17 protein-coding genes are annotated in these 16,959 nt (G+C 52.4%); 14 read left to right on the top strand and 3 right to left on the bottom strand.

The genetic code is table 11. The annotated features are described in order from the left end of the window. Positions 1 to 30: 30 nt before the first annotated feature. The 12 genes from ACOQPU_RS05340 to ACOQPU_RS05285 all read left to right on the top strand — a co-directional run bounded on the left by ACOQPU_RS05340 (position 31) and on the right by ACOQPU_RS05285 (position 8,416). Positions 31 to 198, top strand: coding sequence for a hypothetical protein (locus ACOQPU_RS05340; protein WP_420644091.1), 168 nt, complete (start codon positions 31 to 33; stop codon positions 196 to 198). A gap of 78 nt (positions 199 to 276) precedes the next feature. Beyond that, a complete protein-coding gene (locus tag ACOQPU_RS05335) occupies positions 277 to 525 on the top strand; it encodes a hypothetical protein (RefSeq protein ID WP_420644090.1) in 249 nt (82 codons plus the stop codon). A gap of 207 nt (positions 526 to 732) precedes the next feature. Next, positions 733 to 1,338, top strand: a complete 606-nt coding sequence (locus ACOQPU_RS05330; RefSeq protein ID WP_420644089.1) for a HupE/UreJ family protein — start codon at positions 733 to 735, stop codon at positions 1,336 to 1,338. A 30-nt stretch (positions 1,339 to 1,368) separates the two neighbouring features. Continuing rightward, positions 1,369 to 2,037: a DUF6512 family protein gene (locus ACOQPU_RS05325; RefSeq protein ID WP_420644088.1), complete on the top strand. Its 669-nt coding sequence runs from the start codon at positions 1,369 to 1,371 to the stop codon at positions 2,035 to 2,037. A 128-nt stretch (positions 2,038 to 2,165) separates the two neighbouring features. After that, positions 2,166 to 3,119, top strand: a complete 954-nt coding sequence (locus ACOQPU_RS05320) for an AAA family ATPase (RefSeq protein WP_420644087.1) — start codon at positions 2,166 to 2,168, stop codon at positions 3,117 to 3,119. Positions 3,120 to 3,121: 2 nt separating this feature from the next. Next, entirely contained in the window at positions 3,122 to 4,096 is a 975-nt protein-coding gene (locus ACOQPU_RS05315; RefSeq protein WP_420644086.1) for a DUF4129 domain-containing protein, read from the top strand. 17 nt (positions 4,097 to 4,113) lie between these two features. Beyond that, entirely contained in the window at positions 4,114 to 4,743 is a 630-nt protein-coding gene (locus ACOQPU_RS05310) for a hypothetical protein (RefSeq protein WP_420644085.1), read from the top strand. Next, positions 4,743 to 6,026: a DUF58 domain-containing protein gene (locus ACOQPU_RS05305; RefSeq protein WP_420644084.1), complete on the top strand. Its 1,284-nt coding sequence runs from the start codon at positions 4,743 to 4,745 to the stop codon at positions 6,024 to 6,026. Before ACOQPU_RS05310 ends, ACOQPU_RS05305 begins: the two co-directional genes overlap by 1 nt. A 175-nt stretch (positions 6,027 to 6,201) precedes the next feature. Beyond that, entirely contained in the window at positions 6,202 to 6,642 is a 441-nt protein-coding gene (locus ACOQPU_RS05300; RefSeq protein WP_420641526.1) for a hypothetical protein, read from the top strand. Further along, positions 6,620 to 7,132, top strand: a complete 513-nt coding sequence (locus ACOQPU_RS05295) for a transposase (protein WP_420641525.1) — start codon at positions 6,620 to 6,622, stop codon at positions 7,130 to 7,132. Before ACOQPU_RS05300 ends, ACOQPU_RS05295 begins: the two co-directional genes overlap by 23 nt. Before the next feature lie 64 nt (positions 7,133 to 7,196). Beyond that, positions 7,197 to 7,724: a hypothetical protein gene (locus ACOQPU_RS05290; RefSeq protein ID WP_420644083.1), complete on the top strand. Its 528-nt coding sequence runs from the start codon at positions 7,197 to 7,199 to the stop codon at positions 7,722 to 7,724. After that, positions 7,721 to 8,416 carry a carbon-nitrogen hydrolase family protein gene (locus ACOQPU_RS05285; RefSeq protein ID WP_420644082.1) on the top strand — a complete coding sequence of 232 codons (696 nt, stop codon included), beginning with the start codon at positions 7,721 to 7,723 and terminating at the stop codon, positions 8,414 to 8,416. Before ACOQPU_RS05290 ends, ACOQPU_RS05285 begins: the two co-directional genes overlap by 4 nt. Before the next feature lie 12 nt (positions 8,417 to 8,428). On the opposite strand, the gene ACOQPU_RS05280 is transcribed toward ACOQPU_RS05285, so the two are convergent. The 3 genes from ACOQPU_RS05280 to ACOQPU_RS05270 all read right to left on the bottom strand — a co-directional run bounded on the left by ACOQPU_RS05280 (position 8,429) and on the right by ACOQPU_RS05270 (position 11,074). Further along, complete coding sequence (locus tag ACOQPU_RS05280; RefSeq protein WP_420644081.1) at positions 8,429 to 9,160, bottom strand: sulfotransferase family protein; 732 nt, start codon at positions 9,158 to 9,160, stop codon at positions 8,429 to 8,431. 65 nt (positions 9,161 to 9,225) lie between these two features. Further along, entirely contained in the window at positions 9,226 to 10,149 is a 924-nt protein-coding gene (locus ACOQPU_RS05275; RefSeq protein ID WP_420644080.1) for an aminotransferase class IV, read from the bottom strand. A 70-nt stretch (positions 10,150 to 10,219) separates the two neighbouring features. Further along, positions 10,220 to 11,074 (bottom strand): aminotransferase class IV, encoded by an 855-nt coding sequence (locus ACOQPU_RS05270; RefSeq protein WP_420644079.1) that lies wholly within the window; start codon positions 11,072 to 11,074, stop codon positions 10,220 to 10,222. A 257-nt stretch (positions 11,075 to 11,331) separates the two neighbouring features. Between ACOQPU_RS05270 and ACOQPU_RS05265 the strand changes: the two genes are divergently transcribed. Next, on the top strand, positions 11,332 to 13,047 hold the full coding sequence (locus ACOQPU_RS05265) for a DUF3352 domain-containing protein (RefSeq protein WP_420644078.1): 1,716 nt from the start codon (positions 11,332 to 11,334) through the stop codon (positions 13,045 to 13,047). Positions 13,048 to 13,386: 339 nt separating this feature from the next. Continuing rightward, positions 13,387 to 16,950 (top strand): lamin tail domain-containing protein, encoded by a 3,564-nt coding sequence (locus ACOQPU_RS05260; protein WP_420644077.1) that lies wholly within the window; start codon positions 13,387 to 13,389, stop codon positions 16,948 to 16,950. The last annotated feature ends 9 nt before the right edge of the window (positions 16,951 to 16,959 follow it).

The raw sequence follows: 16,959 nt of genomic DNA, 5'->3' as shown, positions 1-16,959 counted from the left end.
AAGACCCCCCTTTGCTCTGGGCAGATCTTCTTGAATTTTGAAAGCTGTGACTTGTCTCCCAACAATGCCACTTACCTGGCCTGGTTTGAGGTTGGTGTGGCAGCAGGCTGGGTGGCTAGTGATGAAACGGCCGTTCAAACTCACCTTACCCTCGTCACTCTCTATCAAAAAGTGATGTTTCCCACTTGTGCGCCATGAATGCAATTGGTATTCTTCTCTTAGTTGCCGGTAGTTTCCGAAACCTATTTTTCAAGAACCATTTTAGGGAGGCGCAAAATGAATTCCACGCAAATCAAAAAACCACATCGGTACATTTGGGGCGGGCTAGGCGGCGTTGTCTTGGGTGCGGTGCTGCTAGTTTGGGTTGAGTTTCTTCCAGTTGACAACCCAGCAAATCTTTACGCCTGGCAGATGCGTCTGTCATTCCTCGCTTATGTAGTGCTGATCATATCTGGGTGGGCCATCCTGCGGGGATTGTCGCTAGCTTACCATCTACGGCGGTATGCGGAAGAGGAACGGCCGTAATCCCATCACCACCTTTTACTCTCAATCAGTCAAACAAAACAGAACCAAATAAACAGTTCAAAAACAACCATTGACATCTGCTACGCCTATAAGATAATCAATTAGAACGACTCGCGCAGAATAGTTGAAAAAAGCGGGAAATATCATCCTTGTTTCTGGAAGTTTCCTCGCTAAATTATTCATTGTCCCATCCCAAGGAGGCCCGTTATGAAAAAAGTGCGCTTACTGATAATTGCTGGATTGTGCCTGTGGCTGATGGCCATGCCGACGGCCGTCTTCGCTCATGATGAAGGCACAGTTTTACGTTTTGGCTCATTTTTGGCGGGATTCACCCACCCGGTGCTGGGCTTGGATCATCTGCTGGCGATGCTCAGCGTAGGCATCGTGAGTTCACAAATTGGGGGGCGGGCCATTTGGGTGGTTCCCGCCACCTTTGTGGGCGTGATGGCGATTGGTGGGCTGCTGGGTCTGCTGGATTTGGGGCTAACGGCCGTAGAAACCGGCATTGCCATCTCTGTGCTGCTGCTGGGGCTGGCCATCGCCGCCGGTCAGCGGATTCCTCTGGTAGTCGCTCTGATAGCGGTAGCCCTGTTCGCTACCTTCCACGGCTACGCCCACGGGGCAGAAATGCCAGACATTGCCAAACCCGTGCGGTATGCGTTGGGCTTTTTGTTGGGAACGGCCGTTATCCACGTCGCTGGCGTGCTGCTGGGGGATATTCCACAGCATTACAAAATTGGCCCCACTGTGTTGCGGCTGGCTGGCGGCGGCATTGCCATTGTCGGCATCTTGTTTTTATTTGGCGTTTTATAATCACATAACCCAGGCAAGGAGAAATTGTGCATGTCCACACTATCTACCCAACCACCCCGAACCCTCAAGGAAAAAGCGGCCGTTCTCTTTCGCTCTCGGCGCATTATGGCTTGGGAAATCGGTGGCATCTTCTTCATCAACATCGTCGGTGGTTCACTCCATTTCGCCTTTGAACTGAGCGGCTTTACCCGCTGGGTTGGCTTTTTTGCCTCCGTCAATGAAAGCACCTGGGAACACCTAAAGTTTTACTTCTGGGCCGGGCTGCTCTATGCCCTCATTGAGTACACCTACGTCAAGGATGACGCCAACAACTTCCCTTTGGCTAAAGCGATCAGCTTTTTGGTGACACCCATCGTGCTTTGCCTCTTTTTCTATGGCTATCTTGCAATCACCTTGCCCCTGTACGGCCGTGGCTACTTTTTAGCGGATATTGCCTGTGGTGTTATCGGCGTGATTGCTGGGCAAATTGTTAGCTCCTATTTCCTCCAGCGCGAACCGCTGGGTGCCAAAGCAAAGCAGGTTGGGCTGGGGCTAATTGCTGCCCTTACCATCATGTTTTCCACATTTACCTTTTACCCACCAAAGTTCTTTTTGTTTGAAGATTTTTTAGGCCATGAATTCACCGGGCAATACGGCATTCTAGAAGATTACGGCCCGTACATGGTTTTTGAATTTGATACCGACCTTGAAGAAGAGTAGCTTCCCACCGTAATTCCACCAAACCGCCACCTAGTTGACAGGTTGACGCTGCACAGGTAAAAATGCTTAATCTTTGCGAGCTGTTAAAGAGCACCCACCGCAAAGATAAACAACCTGTGGAGCAGAATATGGAGATTGAACGTGTTGCCGAGCGCAGCCAGCGCGTCGTCGTAGAAGTGGAAAAAGCAATTATTGGTAAGCGCAACCTGCTACGGCAAATTATGACGGCCGTTCTTGCAGGTGGCCACGTATTGCTGGAAGATTATCCAGGACTGGGCAAAACTTTGCTGGCCAACAGCTTTGCCACCGCCCTTGGCCTCGTCTTCAAACGCATTCAGTTCACCCCCGATTTGCTCCCCGGCGACATTACCGGCGGCTACGTTTTCAACCGCGCCAGCGGCGAATTTGAACTGCGCACTGGCCCCCTCTTCGCCAACATCGTTCTGGCTGACGAAATCAATCGTGCCTCCCCCAAAACCCAATCTGCTCTGCTGGAAGCGATGCAGGAGCATCAAGTGACGCTGGAAGGGGAAACGATGCAGTTGCCACGGCCGTTTCTTGTTCTGGCCACGCAAAATCCGATTGAATACGAAGGCACCTTCCCCCTGCCAGAAGCACAGCTAGACCGCTTCCTGATGAAGCTCTCGGTGGGTTATCCCAGCCCGGATGAGGAGCAGGAAATCTTGCAGCGGCGGCGAGAGCGGCAGCAGGACAATGTCTCGCTCAAGCCAATCACCAATGCTGAAGAACTATCCGAAATGCGGCAAGCTATCGAGCAAGTGTATGTCGATCCCGACATTGAAGCGTACATGGTGGCACTCGTCACCGCCACGCGCAAAGACAGCCGCATTGCCGTCGGGGCCAGCCCCCGCGCCTCCCTTGCCTTTTTAAAGCTGGCCCGCGCTTGGGCAGTGCTAGACGGCCGTAACTTCGTCCTGCCCGATGATGTGAAGCAGTTTATCCAGCCCGTGCTGGCTCACCGACTCATCTTACAGCCTGATTTATGGATGAAGCGCAATGCAGCCCAGGATGTCATCCAAAAAGTAACCAGCGCAGTTCCCGTACCTGTGACTGAGGTGTAAACATGCGCCAATTTATTGAGGAACGGCCGTTGCTGCAAAGGCTACTCAACCTGGGTACGATACTGTTGGTTGTGGGCACCCTGTTGCTGCTGGCTACCACCCTCACCAACGCCGAGTTCCGGCGCGGCAACGGGCTGTTTAGCCTGCTGGATGCGCTGCGTGCCCTCTTTACCCAACCGTCCGCCACTGAACCACTCATCTTTCCCCAAGCATTTTGGGATGCTTTTGCTGCTGGGTTTTGGCTGTTCTTTATCTTATCCATAGGGATTCTAATCTTCAGCAAAGACAGCCGTCGCACAATCTTTGCTGGGCGCAATAAGTTGGTTCCACTTTTTCTCCTCGGCTCGATTGTGCTCCTTGCTATTTTCTCATTCTATGACCGCGACGGAGAAGAGGAAGAAACCATTAGTGGCGAAGCAGTTGATCTGGTTTTTGACGATTTTGAGACCGCCCAACTAGCGGAACGGCTGGAGGAATTAGCGATAGAGTTGCCAGATTACCCGTCTGCCCAAGCAGCACTAGCAGCCGTTGGCATCATTGTTGGTGTGATGGCATTGGTGCTACTTGTGGGCTGGTGGCAATATCGGCGAGACGTGAGGCGGCTGGCCGACCTGCCCGTAGACGAGTTGCGTCTGCGCGCCATGCAAGCACTGCTCGAATTGCGCCAGGGAAACGCGCCTTTGGCTGATGTGATCCGCCGCTGCTATCGGGAAATGGTCCAAACGGTACATGAGCAACGCGGCGTCTATCGAGAGCGGCACATTACCCCCCGCGAATTTGAACAGCGGCTGCTCAAAAGCGGGTTTCCCCATCTACCCGTGCAGCGACTGACGCGCCTGTTTGAGCAAGTTCGTTACGGCAACAGCAACGCGGGTGAACGCGAAAAGCGGCAAGCAATTGACAGTCTGGAGCAAATTGTAGCCGCGTGTGAGAAGTTAGGAACCAGGCGGCAACTACCCCGGAAGGAGCTTAGCTAGTGGTGCAAAGAGACAAGATGCCAAATCCGAAACGGCCGTTTCTCCATCCACGGTTTTTGCCCCTACTCATTTTGTTATTCCTGGCCGTGCTGTTCTCACTCTTCCTACCAGACTTTTTCCGCCAGGTCATTTTGGCACCCATATTATCTCGCGTGGCCACGCTGTACGGCATCTACCGGAGCTTTCCCCAAAACGTGATGTGGGGCTTTCTGGTTTTTGCCGCCTTTGTGATGATGCTATACGCCACCCGTCCTCAGCTAAACAAAAGCGAGGAGCCATTTGAAGAATTGTTTAATCCTAGCCGATTTCATCAGCTCGTAAGGATGAGCCAAAATGCCACGAAAGGCCAACACGCACAGTGGCAGCTTGCCCATGAAATTCAGCGGCTAGTGCTGGAAATGATGCAGCTAGAAAGTACCGAAACGCCAGAAACGCTGCGCCAGCGCATCGAGACCGGGGAGCTGCCAGTGCCGTCAGAAATCGTGACGCTGCTGGACGTCTGCGCTAGCCTGCCCAACTACCGCAGCTTTTTAGAAGCGCGGGATGCCCAACCCAATCGCCGCATTCCCCAATTAGCCGTGCTAAACCTGGAAGCGACCGTGGCGGCCCTCGTCCGCTGGCGGCAAACCAACCAGGAAGGTGTGTAATGTGGCTGCGCCCGATTACGGCCGTTTCCCTGGCAATTTTCTTGCTTCTGCTGGCGGGCTTCGGGTTGGTAAATGGCAACATCGTACTGCTGGCATTGCCATTTGTGCTGTACCTCATCTTTAGCCTGCTAGCCACGCCAGAAACGGCCGATTTGCAGCTAGAGCGCACCCTCTCTGGCACCAGGATGCCTGCCCACAGCGAGATCACCGTAACGTTGACCATTACCAACAACGGTGGCTCCATCAGTGAGCTGCTGTTGGAAGACACGCTGCCTCACGGCCTCATCGTGATCGATGGTGCCCCGCGCCAACTGCTGGCTCTGGCCGCTGGCGACAGCCACAGCTTTAGCTACACCGTCGAGGTGCCGCGCGGACAGTATCAATTTTCGCAGGTAACGGCCGTTGTCCGTGAATCATTCGATTTGCGGCGGCGAAACTATATCTATGAGGTGCCAGGCAACCTGTTTGCCTACCTGGTGCCTCGCGCCAGCAATCTGAAGCATGTGGCCATCCACCCCCGCCGCACCCGCGTCTACTCTGGCATTGTGCCGGCCCGCGTCGGCGGCGAGGGGCTAGACTTTTTTGGCGTGCGCGACTATCGGCAGGGAGATTCCCAACGGCGAATTAACTGGCAAGCCAGTGCGCGGCATCCCGGCAGCCTGTTTACCAACGAATTTGAGCAGGAACGCGTGGCCGACGTGGGCCTTATTTTGGATGCCCGCGCCGCTAGCAACATCCCGCACGGCAACCAATCGCTGCTGGAATACAGCATTGAGGCAATTACACTGATGGTAGATGCCTTGATCAGCCAGGGCAACCGGGTGGCGCTGCTGATCTACGGCGGGGCGGTGAATTACACGCTGCCTGGCTACGGCAAACTGCAAAAGGAACGCATTTTGCAGGCACTTTCCGGGGCGCAGCTGCAAAGCAGCCACGTCTTTGCCCAGCTTCGCGCTTTGCCCACACAGCTTTTCCCGGCTCAGTCACAAATCATCTTCGTAAGTCCACTACTGCCAGAAGATGTGCCCTTTTTGCGCCGTCTGCGGGCCTACGATTATGAGGTGCTGCTGGTTTCACCGAACCCAATTAGCTACGAAAGCCGCCTGATGGCAGATACGCAGGAGGTGACGATGGCAGCCAAGCTGGCTCAACTGGAGCGCGAACTGTTGCACACACAGTTACTGCAAGCGGGCATTTTTGTTCTGGATTGGGACGTGGCACGGCCGTTTGACGACGTTGCCCGCGCTCACTTACAAACCACCCGGCTGACCCGCCCGGTGTGAATCAGCCACGGATTTCAAAGATTTTTTTGCTTCTATGCAAACCACAGAAAATATTTTGAAACCGACAAATGATTTCTCTGTGGTTTGCTCAAGTAAAAGCCAAATATGCGCTCAATCTAATTTAAGATATTGGCTCAACTATTAAAAGTGTGCGAATCGGGTAAAATTGGGAATCATGGAATTCCCAATCACCGATTTACTCGACAAAGAAAACTGTACACAATGGATCATTGAACATTTCCATCCCAATGGCTTTGGGTGTCCGGTCTGTCAAGTCGGCGTAGACCAAGCCCGCAAGTTCCGAACGACAAAGCGCAGTCAACTGACCGTTTACCGTTGCCAACAGTGTCAAGCCGCTTACAACTTGTATACGGGAACCGTTTTCCAACAACATCATTTGACTCCAATGCAAGTCTTGTTGCTCGTTCGCGGTGTCCTCAAAGGAGAACCTGCGACAATCTTGTCAGCCGAATTGGGCATCAACTACCCAACGGTTTTGAGGTTGCGTCATGACCTGCAAGCGAACGCGGAACAGCTCCAACCAGAAACCCCGCTCCTGGATGATGAAACTGAAACCGATGAAATGTTTCAGAATGCGGGGGAAAAAAGGGTGTGAGCATTTCGACTCAGCTGACCCGCCCCGTCGTCGCGCCAACAAACGGCGAGGGCGTGGCACGTATGCCAATGACCGACCGCCTGTTGTGGGCACAGTGGGGCGTCAATCTGGACAAGTTCGCTTGCGTGTTGTTAAAGATACAAAAGGTGAGACCCTGGTTGACCACGTGCATCGCTTTACGCTAGCTGGGTCTCAACTGTATACAGACGAATACCAAAGCTACAATCATGTGATTCGCCCACATGCCACCGTCTCTCATGGCGACAAGGAGTGGGCGCGTGATGACGATGGTGACGGGATTCGCGAAGTGCATGTCAACACGGCCGAAGGCATGTGGACGGATGTGCGTAACTTTTTAAGGATGTTCAAAGGTGTGCATAAGAAAAACTTGAGCGGTTACATTGCGATATGTGAATTCAGGCGGAATGTGAAGCGTATCTCACCGGATTTCATCTCAGCTTTGGTCACTCTGCACACTTTCGACCCATGAGCCAAGATATTTGTTGGCTTTTACATAAATCCATAAAATCCGCAAAATCCCTGGCAAACTTTTTATGACAAATTCCTTGATGAAACCGATTTTGTTTGGCCTGTTGGGACTGGTTGGTGCCTCGCTGAGTGCTGCTTTTATTGTGGCGGAACGGCCGTGGGGTATGCCCGTCGTGCTGCTGATTTGTGGGGTGTGGGGGGTGCTGCTGTGGCAAGACGGCCGTTTTGCTCCCGCCTGGCCTGTTCTTTTCTTGGCACTTATCGCTGGCGTTAGTTTAGCACCCATTGGGCCGATGACGCCGGAACGGCCGTTACTCTGGAGTTATTTGGGCGTCATTGGCACGCTGCTGCTGTGGGATTTGAGCCGCTTCTGGCAACGCCTGCAAGATGTGGCGGATGTAACAGCCGCTCAACCACTCATCACCACCCACCTGCGCCGATTGGGCATGCTGGTACTCGCAGCATTGATTGCCCTGGCCATCCAGCAATGGTTGCCGCTTACCTACAATTTCGACAGGCTCCTGATTAGCGGGCTGCTGCTTATTTTTGGTCTAAACGCCTTGCTCAATCGCCTACGTGCAGAGCAAGTATGAGAATTTGCCTGGCCCAAATCCAGCCCGTAACAGGCAACATTGCCCAAAACATCACCTGTCATCAGCAATTTGTGGACAAAGCAATTGCCCATCGCGCCGATCTCATTCTTTTTTCTGAACTGTCGCTAACCGGCTATGAGCCGACGCGAGCGCAAGAGCTGGCCATTGCCCCAGACGATGCCCGGCTGGACGTGTTCCAGAGGCAGGCGGATGCAGGCAACATCACAATTTGCGTCGGCGTGCCTACTCAGGGTGAACCTCTGCCGGGGATCAGCCTGCTCATTTTTCAGCCGCAGCAGCCCCGCACGCTGTACACTAAACAGTTTTTGCACGTGGATGAACGGCCGTTTTTCACCGCCGGACAAAAGACGACTGCACTCATCGGCCCGCAGAACGAGGCGGCACTGGCCATTTGCTACGAGATTTCCGTGCCGGAACACGCGCAAGCAGCGGCTGACAAGGGCGCGAAGATTTATCTGGCGAGTGTAGCTAAATATGCGCGGGGGATTGAGGAAGCATACGGCCGTCTCGCCCACATTGCCCAAACGCACCGCATGACGACCTTCATGGCAAACTGTGTTGGCCTAGCCGACGGGGAACGATGCGCCGGACAAAGCGCAGTCTGGAACCGCAAAGGTGAATGTGTGGCTCAGTTAGATGACAGCAACGAAGGGTTGATCATTTTCGATTAGCTTGGCACTTGGCTAGGCCTGAATAGCCAGCGCGGATAGTTTTTCATAATACGGTTGGCATTCGGCGAGCAACGGCCGTAACTTCTCTGGAAAAGGGTCTTCTTTGCGGCTGTATTGCTGGAATCCCGTAGAGCGATGCAACGTGTGATACCAATATTTCGCCCAGGAACCATCCTCCTGTCGCGCCACGGCTGGCCACCGGAGCATCGCCTCGTCGAAGAGGATGCCAATCTGTTGGCAAAGCTGGGTAAGCACGCCGCGTGGATTAAGCAGCGTCTGTTTAGAATCCAGCACGGGCGGATTTTGGCCAATGCTGCGTAGGTAATCGAGCAGTTTCAGATGCAGGGCATACCCCACATCATGCAAGGCAGGTTTTTCCACCTGCTTAGCATATGAAGACAGCATCTCGTACGGATCGCGCGTCAGGATGACGTTGACGGTCTGGTGCATAAAATCCCAATCCAAATCATTCAAGTGATGGGTCATGTGCTTAAAGAAAAGCACGGGCGCACTTTGATTGCCCAAAATGAGGTCTTGCACCACTTTTTCCCCGTCGTTTTCCATCGTAGCTATCACTTCTTCTGCGCCAGGGTGGTATTCGCGTGCTGGTGTTTTTGAGAGGTAATGAGCGTACAGGGGTTCATCAAAAACGGCCGTATCCGCACGCTGGGCAAAACTGTACATCAACGCCGTCGAAATGTTACGCGGGCCACTCCAGAGGCAAATTCTTATTGTTTGGCTCATTGTTCCTCCATTCAGTGATCAGTAAGTCAGTCGGTATTCAGTCATCAGTTTGTATCCGTCACTGATTACTGGTTGCCACGGGCAACCGCTTCATGCACGAGTTCTTCGTACAGTTCTTGCAGCCGCCGGGTCATTGGGCCGTAGCTGCCGCTGCCAATGGTACGGCCGTCTACCTTCGTCACTGGCGTCAAGCCGCCAAAAGTGCCCGTCACAAACGCCTCATCCGCACCATACACGTCAAACAGGGAGAAATTTTTCTGGAAGCACGGAATATCGTGACGCTGGCACGCCTCAATCACCTTGCCCCTGGTGATGCCATTCATGCAATATTGCCCAGTAGATGTCCACACTTCGCCATCTTTAACCATGAAGAAATTAGTGGCGTTGCAGGTGGCTACAAAGCCATGAATGTCTAGCATGAGTGCTTCGTCTGCCCCGGCTTCTAATGCCTGCACCAGTGCCATCACTTCATGCAGCTTGCTATGGCAGTTGAGTCGTGGGTCCAAATAATCTGGCGAGCCGCGCCGGATGCTGCTGGTGAATAACGTTACCCCCCGCTCACGGCTGGCGGGGTCTGCCAGCTTGTGTTCAGCAATGATGACCAGGTTTGGCCCGCCAATTGTTAGGCGTGGGTCTTGCGAGGGCGTCTTTTTGATGCCGCGCGTAAGCATGAAACGCACATGCACATTATCGTGCATTTCGTTCGCGCGGATGGTTTGCCACACTGCATCCATGAGCTCTTCACGGCTCATGCCTACGTCCATGCCAATCGTGGCAGCACCCTGCCACAATCGCGCCAGATGCTCGTCGAGGAACACCAACACGCCCTCATGCAGCCGCAGTGCTTCCCAAACGCCATCCCCCACCAAATAGCCGCTGTCGAATACAGATATTTTGGCCTCGTTGCGAGGAAACAGTTCTCCGTTGACATAGATTTTTACATTTTCATTCCGCACATCGTGTACAGCATTGTGGGTTCCGTGAATCATTGTTCCTCCAGTTTTTAGTGGTTGGTGGTTAGTGGCTGGTTTTTGGTAAAGGCCCACTAGCCGCTATCCTCTAAATCGCTGTTTTGATTTCTTGAGCGACAAAATCATTGTAAGCTGCCAGAATTCGTTGGCAGATGGGGCCAGGACGGCCGTTTCCCACTATCTGCTCCCCAATTTGCACCACCGGCAGCAACGCTCGCGACGAACTACTCAGTGCCGCCTCGGCAAGGTGTGGGATCTGCTCTACCGTAATTGGCTCTAGCCGAACGGGAATTCCCAGTTGCTCAGCCAGCTCAAGGATGATTTTACGAGTAACCCCTGCCAGCACGCCACAGCCCGCGGTGTAAAACACGCCGTCCAGCACACCGTAAAAATTAGTGCCCGTGCCTTCCAAAATCTGGTTGTGCTCATTCAGTAATAAATATTCATAAATCTTGCCACCCACCTGGTAAGCACGACGCGCTTGGGCAAAATCGGCCGTTTTGGCCAACGGCGTTGTGCGCACCAGATCGGGGGCAAAGCCAACCTGCACACCATATTTGTACATTTCTGGCGTCGGTACAGTCAACGGAATCAGAGCAATCAGCAAGCGGCTACTCGTCCCTAAATGATGCGGTGGCGCGGCTAAAAAATCGAACCGTACACGGGCATCTAGCAAGGGGTACTGGATACACGCTTCATGCAAACCCCACCGCAGCAAAGCCTCATCCAGTTCATCCGCCCAACCGAGCAGCGCAGCCGACTCTCGCGTGCGCTGGATATGCTGCGCCAGATAGAGAAACTTATTGTGTTCAAACGTCCGTAAAGCGGAGTATACGCCTAGCTCCAGGCCATCATAGAGGTGGTCAAAACTGGCAGCGTTTTGGGGAACGGGCAACGGCCGTAAACCATCCTTCTCAACGGCAAAAAGTTGTATTGCTTCCATAGCCGTCAATTGTAACAGCCGCCACATTTTTGACGATAGACTCAGGTGGTTGAATAGCTTTCAGGCAACTTGTAAAATGCGTAACGGCCGTTTCACTTGGATCGTTTTAGGATCGTTTCGCTATTAGACTGAAAAATAATTGGGCAAACTTGCTCAACTGTCTAAACGTAATCTATGCTATGATTCATGGCGTTGTTTCATCAATCAAAGCCAAAATGATTGTTTTCACAAACTTTTTTATGTATGGAGGGTATTAAATGACTGAACAAACCCAAGTAACCAACCAGCCTCAACCATCTGGCGGCGGCAACCGCATGTTGATCATCGGTGGGCTGGTCGGCCTGGCTGTGCTCGCCGTTCTCGTTATCGGTGCTATTTTCCTGCTTCCTCGCCTGTTTGGTGCCGACGAGAATGCCATTGCCAGCGTCATGCCACCAGAAACCAGCCTTCTCATTGAACTCAACGCACTCAATCTTGCTTCTGAAGATGCCAACCGCGTTGCCCGTGCCTTTGAAGATGTCTTCGATGCCAGCGACGTTGATTTTGATGGTGACGACCCAGCAAGTTTGCTAGAAACATTGGACGAGGATTTGGAAGACGCCAGCGGTTTAACCATTACCGACGATGTGCTTCCCTGGATTGGTACCAATATGGGCATTGGCCTCATTGAACTGGACATTGAAGCCTTGGATGGTGGCGATATTCCGCAGCTCGTGTTTGCTGCAACCATTCGAGACATTGACGCGGCTGATGTATTCATCGAAGACCTGATTGACGCCATCGAAGACGAATCCAACAATGATGTAGACGACGTTGAATACGGCGGTGCCCTGGTATTCGAGATTGACAGTGATTTCGACGATGAACGGCTGGCATTCGGCCGTTCCGATGAAATCTTCTTTATTGCGGCCAACATGGACACCCTGGAAGAAGCCATTGACGCCCAAAATGGCGAGAATTTAGGCGGTGTTGCTGAATATCAAGACACCATTGCAGAACTACCCGGCGACCGTGCTATAACTGTTTACATTAGCGGCGAGGGTATCGAAGATACTTTCAAAGCAGCCGAAGATAGCGGCGATTTAGAGGGCTTTGATGCAGACATAATTGAAGACCTCGGCCTAACCGGGGTAGGGATGGCTGCAACTATTGTTCCCGAAGGCATCCGGCTCGACTTTGTAGGCAACTACGAGAGCCTTAGCGAAGAGCAGCAAGAAATGCTCGATGCTCAGACTGACAACATTGAAACGCCCGAATTTCTGCCGGAATCCACCTACGTTTTCCTCGTAGGCCAACGACTGGACTTAATGTGGCAAACTGGCCTGGATTCTCTTGAGTCTTCAGGCATTAGCGAAGATGATTTTGATGAAGCTATGGATGCTTTTGACGATATGTTTGGCTTCAACCCCAGTGATAACCTGATTCCCTTGCTCAATGGCGAATACAGCATTGCCATCGTAGATAGCGATGAAGGTTTAATTACTGAAGAGCTCGACGTTGATTTAGGAGCTGTCATTATGATGGGTGCCAGCGACAACGAAGCAATGGTTGAACTCGCCGAAGATTTCAAAGATGGTCTGGAAGATCAAGATTTGAATGTAGACGATTCTGGTGATGACAACCTAACCATTTATGAAGTTGAAGACCCAGGTGGCGAAATGCTGGCTGCTTACGGCGTCAGCGAAGATTATCTTGTGGCCTCAACAAGTGGCGAAACCATCGAAAACTTGTTCAACGGGGAAGCCAATCTTGCCGATAGCGATAAGTTCCAAAATGCCTGGGATGCCTTCCCACGTGGCACTGTGCCGGTTATGTACATGGATATTGATGGCTTGTTTGCTGCTTTGGAAGATGTAGACCCATCAATGGAAGATGTGGTTGACGTTAATCCAGTTTATGCCTTTGCGATGGGTACAAACAGCAGCAACAATACCACGCAAACCACCATGATTTTCTTCATTGCCGGTGAATAATTGAAGCGATGCTATAAGTTGTAAAGGTAAACAAAAAAAGAGTTGCGGAATGCAACTCTTTTTTTTATTATTCCTTTGTCCGTTTCCGAAAAATTAGCGTTCTTAAGCATTTTAGTAAGGTTGGCTGTAACTTCGTCTGGATACAGTTTTACTCGTGGCAAATTGTCTTTTTGTCTTTTGCGGAAGCTCCTATTGAAAGTTTGCATTAACATCTTTTTCTGGTTCCCCACAAACAGGTAATGCTGATTTGCTCGCCAGAATTTCTCTGCCACTAACTTTCAGGAGGACCCCCACTTAGCGTGCCTTTGGCACATCATCTTGGAGGAAACATTGAGAAGGTTGAAACACGTTTTATTTGTTCTGGCGGCTGTGTTTATCTTGTTAATTGGCACAGCAGCGCCCTCACGAGCAATCGCTACCGATTTGCTCATCAGCGGTGTGATTGATGGGCCTCTCACCGGTGGTATTCCTAAGGCAGTTGAACTATATGTTGTCAATGATATTCCCGACTTGAGCATCTTTGGCATAGGTGCTGCCAATAACGGTGGCGGTACTGATGGTGAAGAATTCACCTTCCCCGCAGATTCTGCTACCGCTGGCGATTTCATTTATGTAGCAACAGAGGCCGTTGCCTTTAATGATTTCTTTGGCTTTGCGCCAGATTATACGGACGGCACGGCCGTTTCCGTTAACGGTGATGATGCCATTGAGCTGTTTGAAAATGGCGCAGTCATCGACACTTTTGGCGACATCAACACGGACGGCACTGGCGAGCCGTGGGAATATTTGGACGGCTGGGCGTATCGCGTCTCTGGCACCGAAGCCGACGGCACCATCTTCAACATTGCCAACTGGACGTTTAGCGGCCCCAATGCGCTAGACGGTGAAACGAGCAACGATACGGCCGTAACTCCCTTCCCCACGGGCACTTTTATGCCGCTGGACGGGGACGCAGCACCCAGCGTGGCCAGCACAGACCCTGCCAATGCAGCCACTGGTGTGGCAGTTGATGCCAATATCACTATTAACTTTAGCGAAGACGTGACTGTAACAGGCAGTTGGTTTGACATTGCTTGTGCGGCGAGTGGGTCGGTAACGGCCGTAGCCAGTGGCGGCCCCGCTAGCTACACTCTGGACCCCGATACAGACTTTGCCAACGGCGAAAGCTGCACCGTCACCATCTTTGCCGCCCAAGTAACCGACAACGACACTGACGATCCGCCAGACGCCATGTCTGCCGACGTCAGCTTTAGCTTCACAACGGTAAGCCTCAACATCACCACCGTTGTCATCAACGAATTCCTGGCTGACCCAGCCACCGACATCACGGGTGATGCCAATGGCGATGGAACCCGCGATAGCAGCGACGATGAGTTCGTCGAAATCGTCAACATCTCTGGCGCAGACCTGGACGTAAGCGGCTGGTCTATTAGCGACGCTGTGCAGGTACGCCACACCTTCCCCACTGGCTCCGTCATTCCCGCAGATTGTACGGCCGTAGTCTTTGGCGGCGACACACCCACTGGCGTATTTGGCGGCGCCCTCGTCCAAACAGCCTCCAGCGGTGCATTGGGGCTGAACAATGGTGGCGACACCATCACCCTTGATGACGGCGCATCCAGCACCCTGGAATACATTTACGGCGGTGAAGGCGGCAACGATCAGTCGCTCACTCGCGATCCAGACACCACAGGCGCATTTGTTGAGCACAGCATCGCCACAGGTTCTGGTGGCACCCTCTTCTCCCCAGGTACTCAGATAGACGGCACAGCCTTTTCAGGCTGTACGGTTTCCACGCCCCTAACCATCATGGAAATTCAAGGGGCTGGGCATCTTTCTGCATACGAAGACCAAACTGTGCAAACAGAAGGTATTGTTACCGTTGTACGTAACAGCAGCTTCTACATGCAAGACCCCGTTGGTGATGGCAACGACGCCACCTCAGATGCCATTTTGGTTTTCACTGGCTCCACCCCGCCAGTTACTGTAGGTGATGCGGTGACAGTTGTTGCCACAGTCGATGAGTTTTATCCTGGTGGTTTTGGTACAGGCAATCTCTCAACAACCGAACTGGTTGGTGCCTCAATCACCGTTAACTCCAGCGGCAACCCACTGCCTGCCCCAACCGTTTTGGGTAATGGCGGCCGTATTCCACCCAGCAATATCATTGACGATGACTCCACAGGTGACGTAAACAGCACGCCTACCTTTGATCCGGAAAATGACGGCATTGACTTCTACGAAAGCGTTGAAGCAATGCTGGTACAGGTGAACGATGCCCAAGTTGTTGGCGGCACCCGCTTTGGCGAAATTGCTATTGTGGGTGACTTTGGCACCAGCGCAACCGGCTTAACCGCTCGCGGTGGTGTGGTCATCAGCGCCAACGACTTTAACCCAGAGCGCATCATCATTGATGACGGCATCGTTTCTGACGAGCCAGATGCTAGTGTAGGGGACACCTTCACCGCCCCCATCATTGGCGTGATGGATTACAGCTTTGGCAACTTCAAACTGCTAAACTTTGATCCGCTGCCAGCCTTAAACAGCAACTTCACGGCAGAAACCACCAACCTCTCCAATGAAGGCACATCGCTTACCGTCGCCTCTTTCAATGTAGAAAATCTTGATCCTTCCGACAGCCAAGACAAGTTTGATGCGCTGGCCAGCCAAATTGTGAACAACCTTGGCGCACCAACCATCATTGGGGTGCAGGAAGTGCAGGATAACACTGGTTCCACCAATGATGGCGTGACCGATGCTAGCATGACTTACCAAATGCTCATTGATGCCATTCAGGCGGCTGGCGGTCCCGTATACGAATATCGTGACATTGCCCCGCTAGACCTGACAGATGGTGGCCAACCGGGTGGCAACATTCGCGTGGGCTTCCTGTTTCGCCCAGACCAAGTGACCTTTGTAGACCGTGCGGGTGGTGATGCCACAACGCCCGCTTCTGTCTCCCTCGGTGCAAATGGCGTTGAACTCAGCGTGAGCCCAGGGCGCATCGACCCAACCAACAACGCCTGGTTTGAAAGCCGCAAGCCATTGGCTGGAGAATTCATCTATGGTGGTCAAACGATTATCGTGGTGAATAATCACTTCAACTCCAAGGGTGGCGATGATTCGCTCTTTGGCCGCGTACAGCCGCCAGTTCTGGAATCTGAAGTGCAGCGTTTGGAGCAGGCAATGGTTGTGAATAGCTTTGTCCAAGACATCCTGGCTTTGGACCCCAGCGCCAACGTCATTGTGATGGGCGACCTGAATGACTTCCAATTCTCTGCACCGGTTGATTTGCTAGAGGGTAACGAACTGGTAAATCTGCTAGAAACCTTACCAGCTAATGAGCAATACACCTACCAGTTTGAAGGTAACTTGCAGATTCTGGATCACATTCTGGTTAGTGATAATCTGTTCAACAGCTTCTTCACAGGGGTTGATGTGGTTCACGGCAATGCAGAACTGGACACCGATTTGCGCTTCACTGACCATGATCCAGTCGTGGCTCAGTTCACCTTCCCTTATGTAACCAATGCCAACGGCTGCTACATCGTCGCTTTGGAGGGCAGCCCGTTCAGTGGCCCGGCCTCGATTGTTTCGGCTGGCGAGCCTAGTTACAACGGTGTGCGCTTCCACGCTGGCCGCTGGGGGCAAGCACAAGGGTTTGGCAACGACACCTGCTACGAAATTCATGGTACTAACAGCGTTGATGTCATTACTGGTGGTCTGGCAGATGACACAATCTTTGGCTACGATGGCAATGATTTCCTGATTGGTCTGTTTGGTGATGACACCTTTAGCGGCGGCGCAGGCTCAGATTTCATCAACGGCAATAATGGTCTGGATGAAATTCTAGATTACGAACCCGGTGTTGATTTCTTGTTCAATGTGGAGCTAGGTTTTTAGTAAACTACT

Origin of the sequence: Candidatus Leptofilum sp., assembly GCF_965223285.1 — a bacterium.
Lineage (GTDB): Bacteria > Chloroflexota > Anaerolineae > Promineifilales > Promineifilaceae > Leptofilum.
Note: the sequence above shows the minus strand (reverse complement) of the source record. Positions and strands in the feature narration are given on the sequence as shown.

Excerpts from the sequence above, each read along its gene's own strand:
- ACOQPU_RS05335 (WP_420644090.1), top strand. The coding sequence starts at position 277 with ATGAATTCCACGCAAATCAAAAAACCACATCGGTACATTTGGGGCGGG.
- ACOQPU_RS05330 (WP_420644089.1), top strand. The coding sequence starts at position 733 with ATGAAAAAAGTGCGCTTACTGATAATTGCTGGATTGTGCCTGTGGCTG.
- ACOQPU_RS05325 (WP_420644088.1), top strand. The coding sequence starts at position 1,369 with ATGTCCACACTATCTACCCAACCACCCCGAACCCTCAAGGAAAAAGCG.
- ACOQPU_RS05320 (WP_420644087.1), top strand. The coding sequence starts at position 2,166 with ATGGAGATTGAACGTGTTGCCGAGCGCAGCCAGCGCGTCGTCGTAGAA.
- ACOQPU_RS05315 (WP_420644086.1), top strand. The coding sequence starts at position 3,122 with ATGCGCCAATTTATTGAGGAACGGCCGTTGCTGCAAAGGCTACTCAAC.
- ACOQPU_RS05310 (WP_420644085.1), top strand. The coding sequence starts at position 4,114 with ATGCCAAATCCGAAACGGCCGTTTCTCCATCCACGGTTTTTGCCCCTA.
- ACOQPU_RS05305 (WP_420644084.1), top strand. The coding sequence starts at position 4,743 with ATGTGGCTGCGCCCGATTACGGCCGTTTCCCTGGCAATTTTCTTGCTT.
- ACOQPU_RS05300 (WP_420641526.1), top strand. The coding sequence starts at position 6,202 with ATGGAATTCCCAATCACCGATTTACTCGACAAAGAAAACTGTACACAA.
- ACOQPU_RS05295 (WP_420641525.1), top strand. The coding sequence starts at position 6,620 with ATGCGGGGGAAAAAAGGGTGTGAGCATTTCGACTCAGCTGACCCGCCC.
- ACOQPU_RS05290 (WP_420644083.1), top strand. The coding sequence starts at position 7,197 with ATGACAAATTCCTTGATGAAACCGATTTTGTTTGGCCTGTTGGGACTG.
- ACOQPU_RS05285 (WP_420644082.1), top strand. The coding sequence starts at position 7,721 with ATGAGAATTTGCCTGGCCCAAATCCAGCCCGTAACAGGCAACATTGCC.
- ACOQPU_RS05280 (WP_420644081.1), bottom strand. The coding sequence starts at position 9,160 with ATGAGCCAAACAATAAGAATTTGCCTCTGGAGTGGCCCGCGTAACATT.
- ACOQPU_RS05275 (WP_420644080.1), bottom strand. The coding sequence starts at position 10,149 with ATGATTCACGGAACCCACAATGCTGTACACGATGTGCGGAATGAAAAT.
- ACOQPU_RS05270 (WP_420644079.1), bottom strand. The coding sequence starts at position 11,074 with ATGGAAGCAATACAACTTTTTGCCGTTGAGAAGGATGGTTTACGGCCG.
- ACOQPU_RS05265 (WP_420644078.1), top strand. The coding sequence starts at position 11,332 with ATGACTGAACAAACCCAAGTAACCAACCAGCCTCAACCATCTGGCGGC.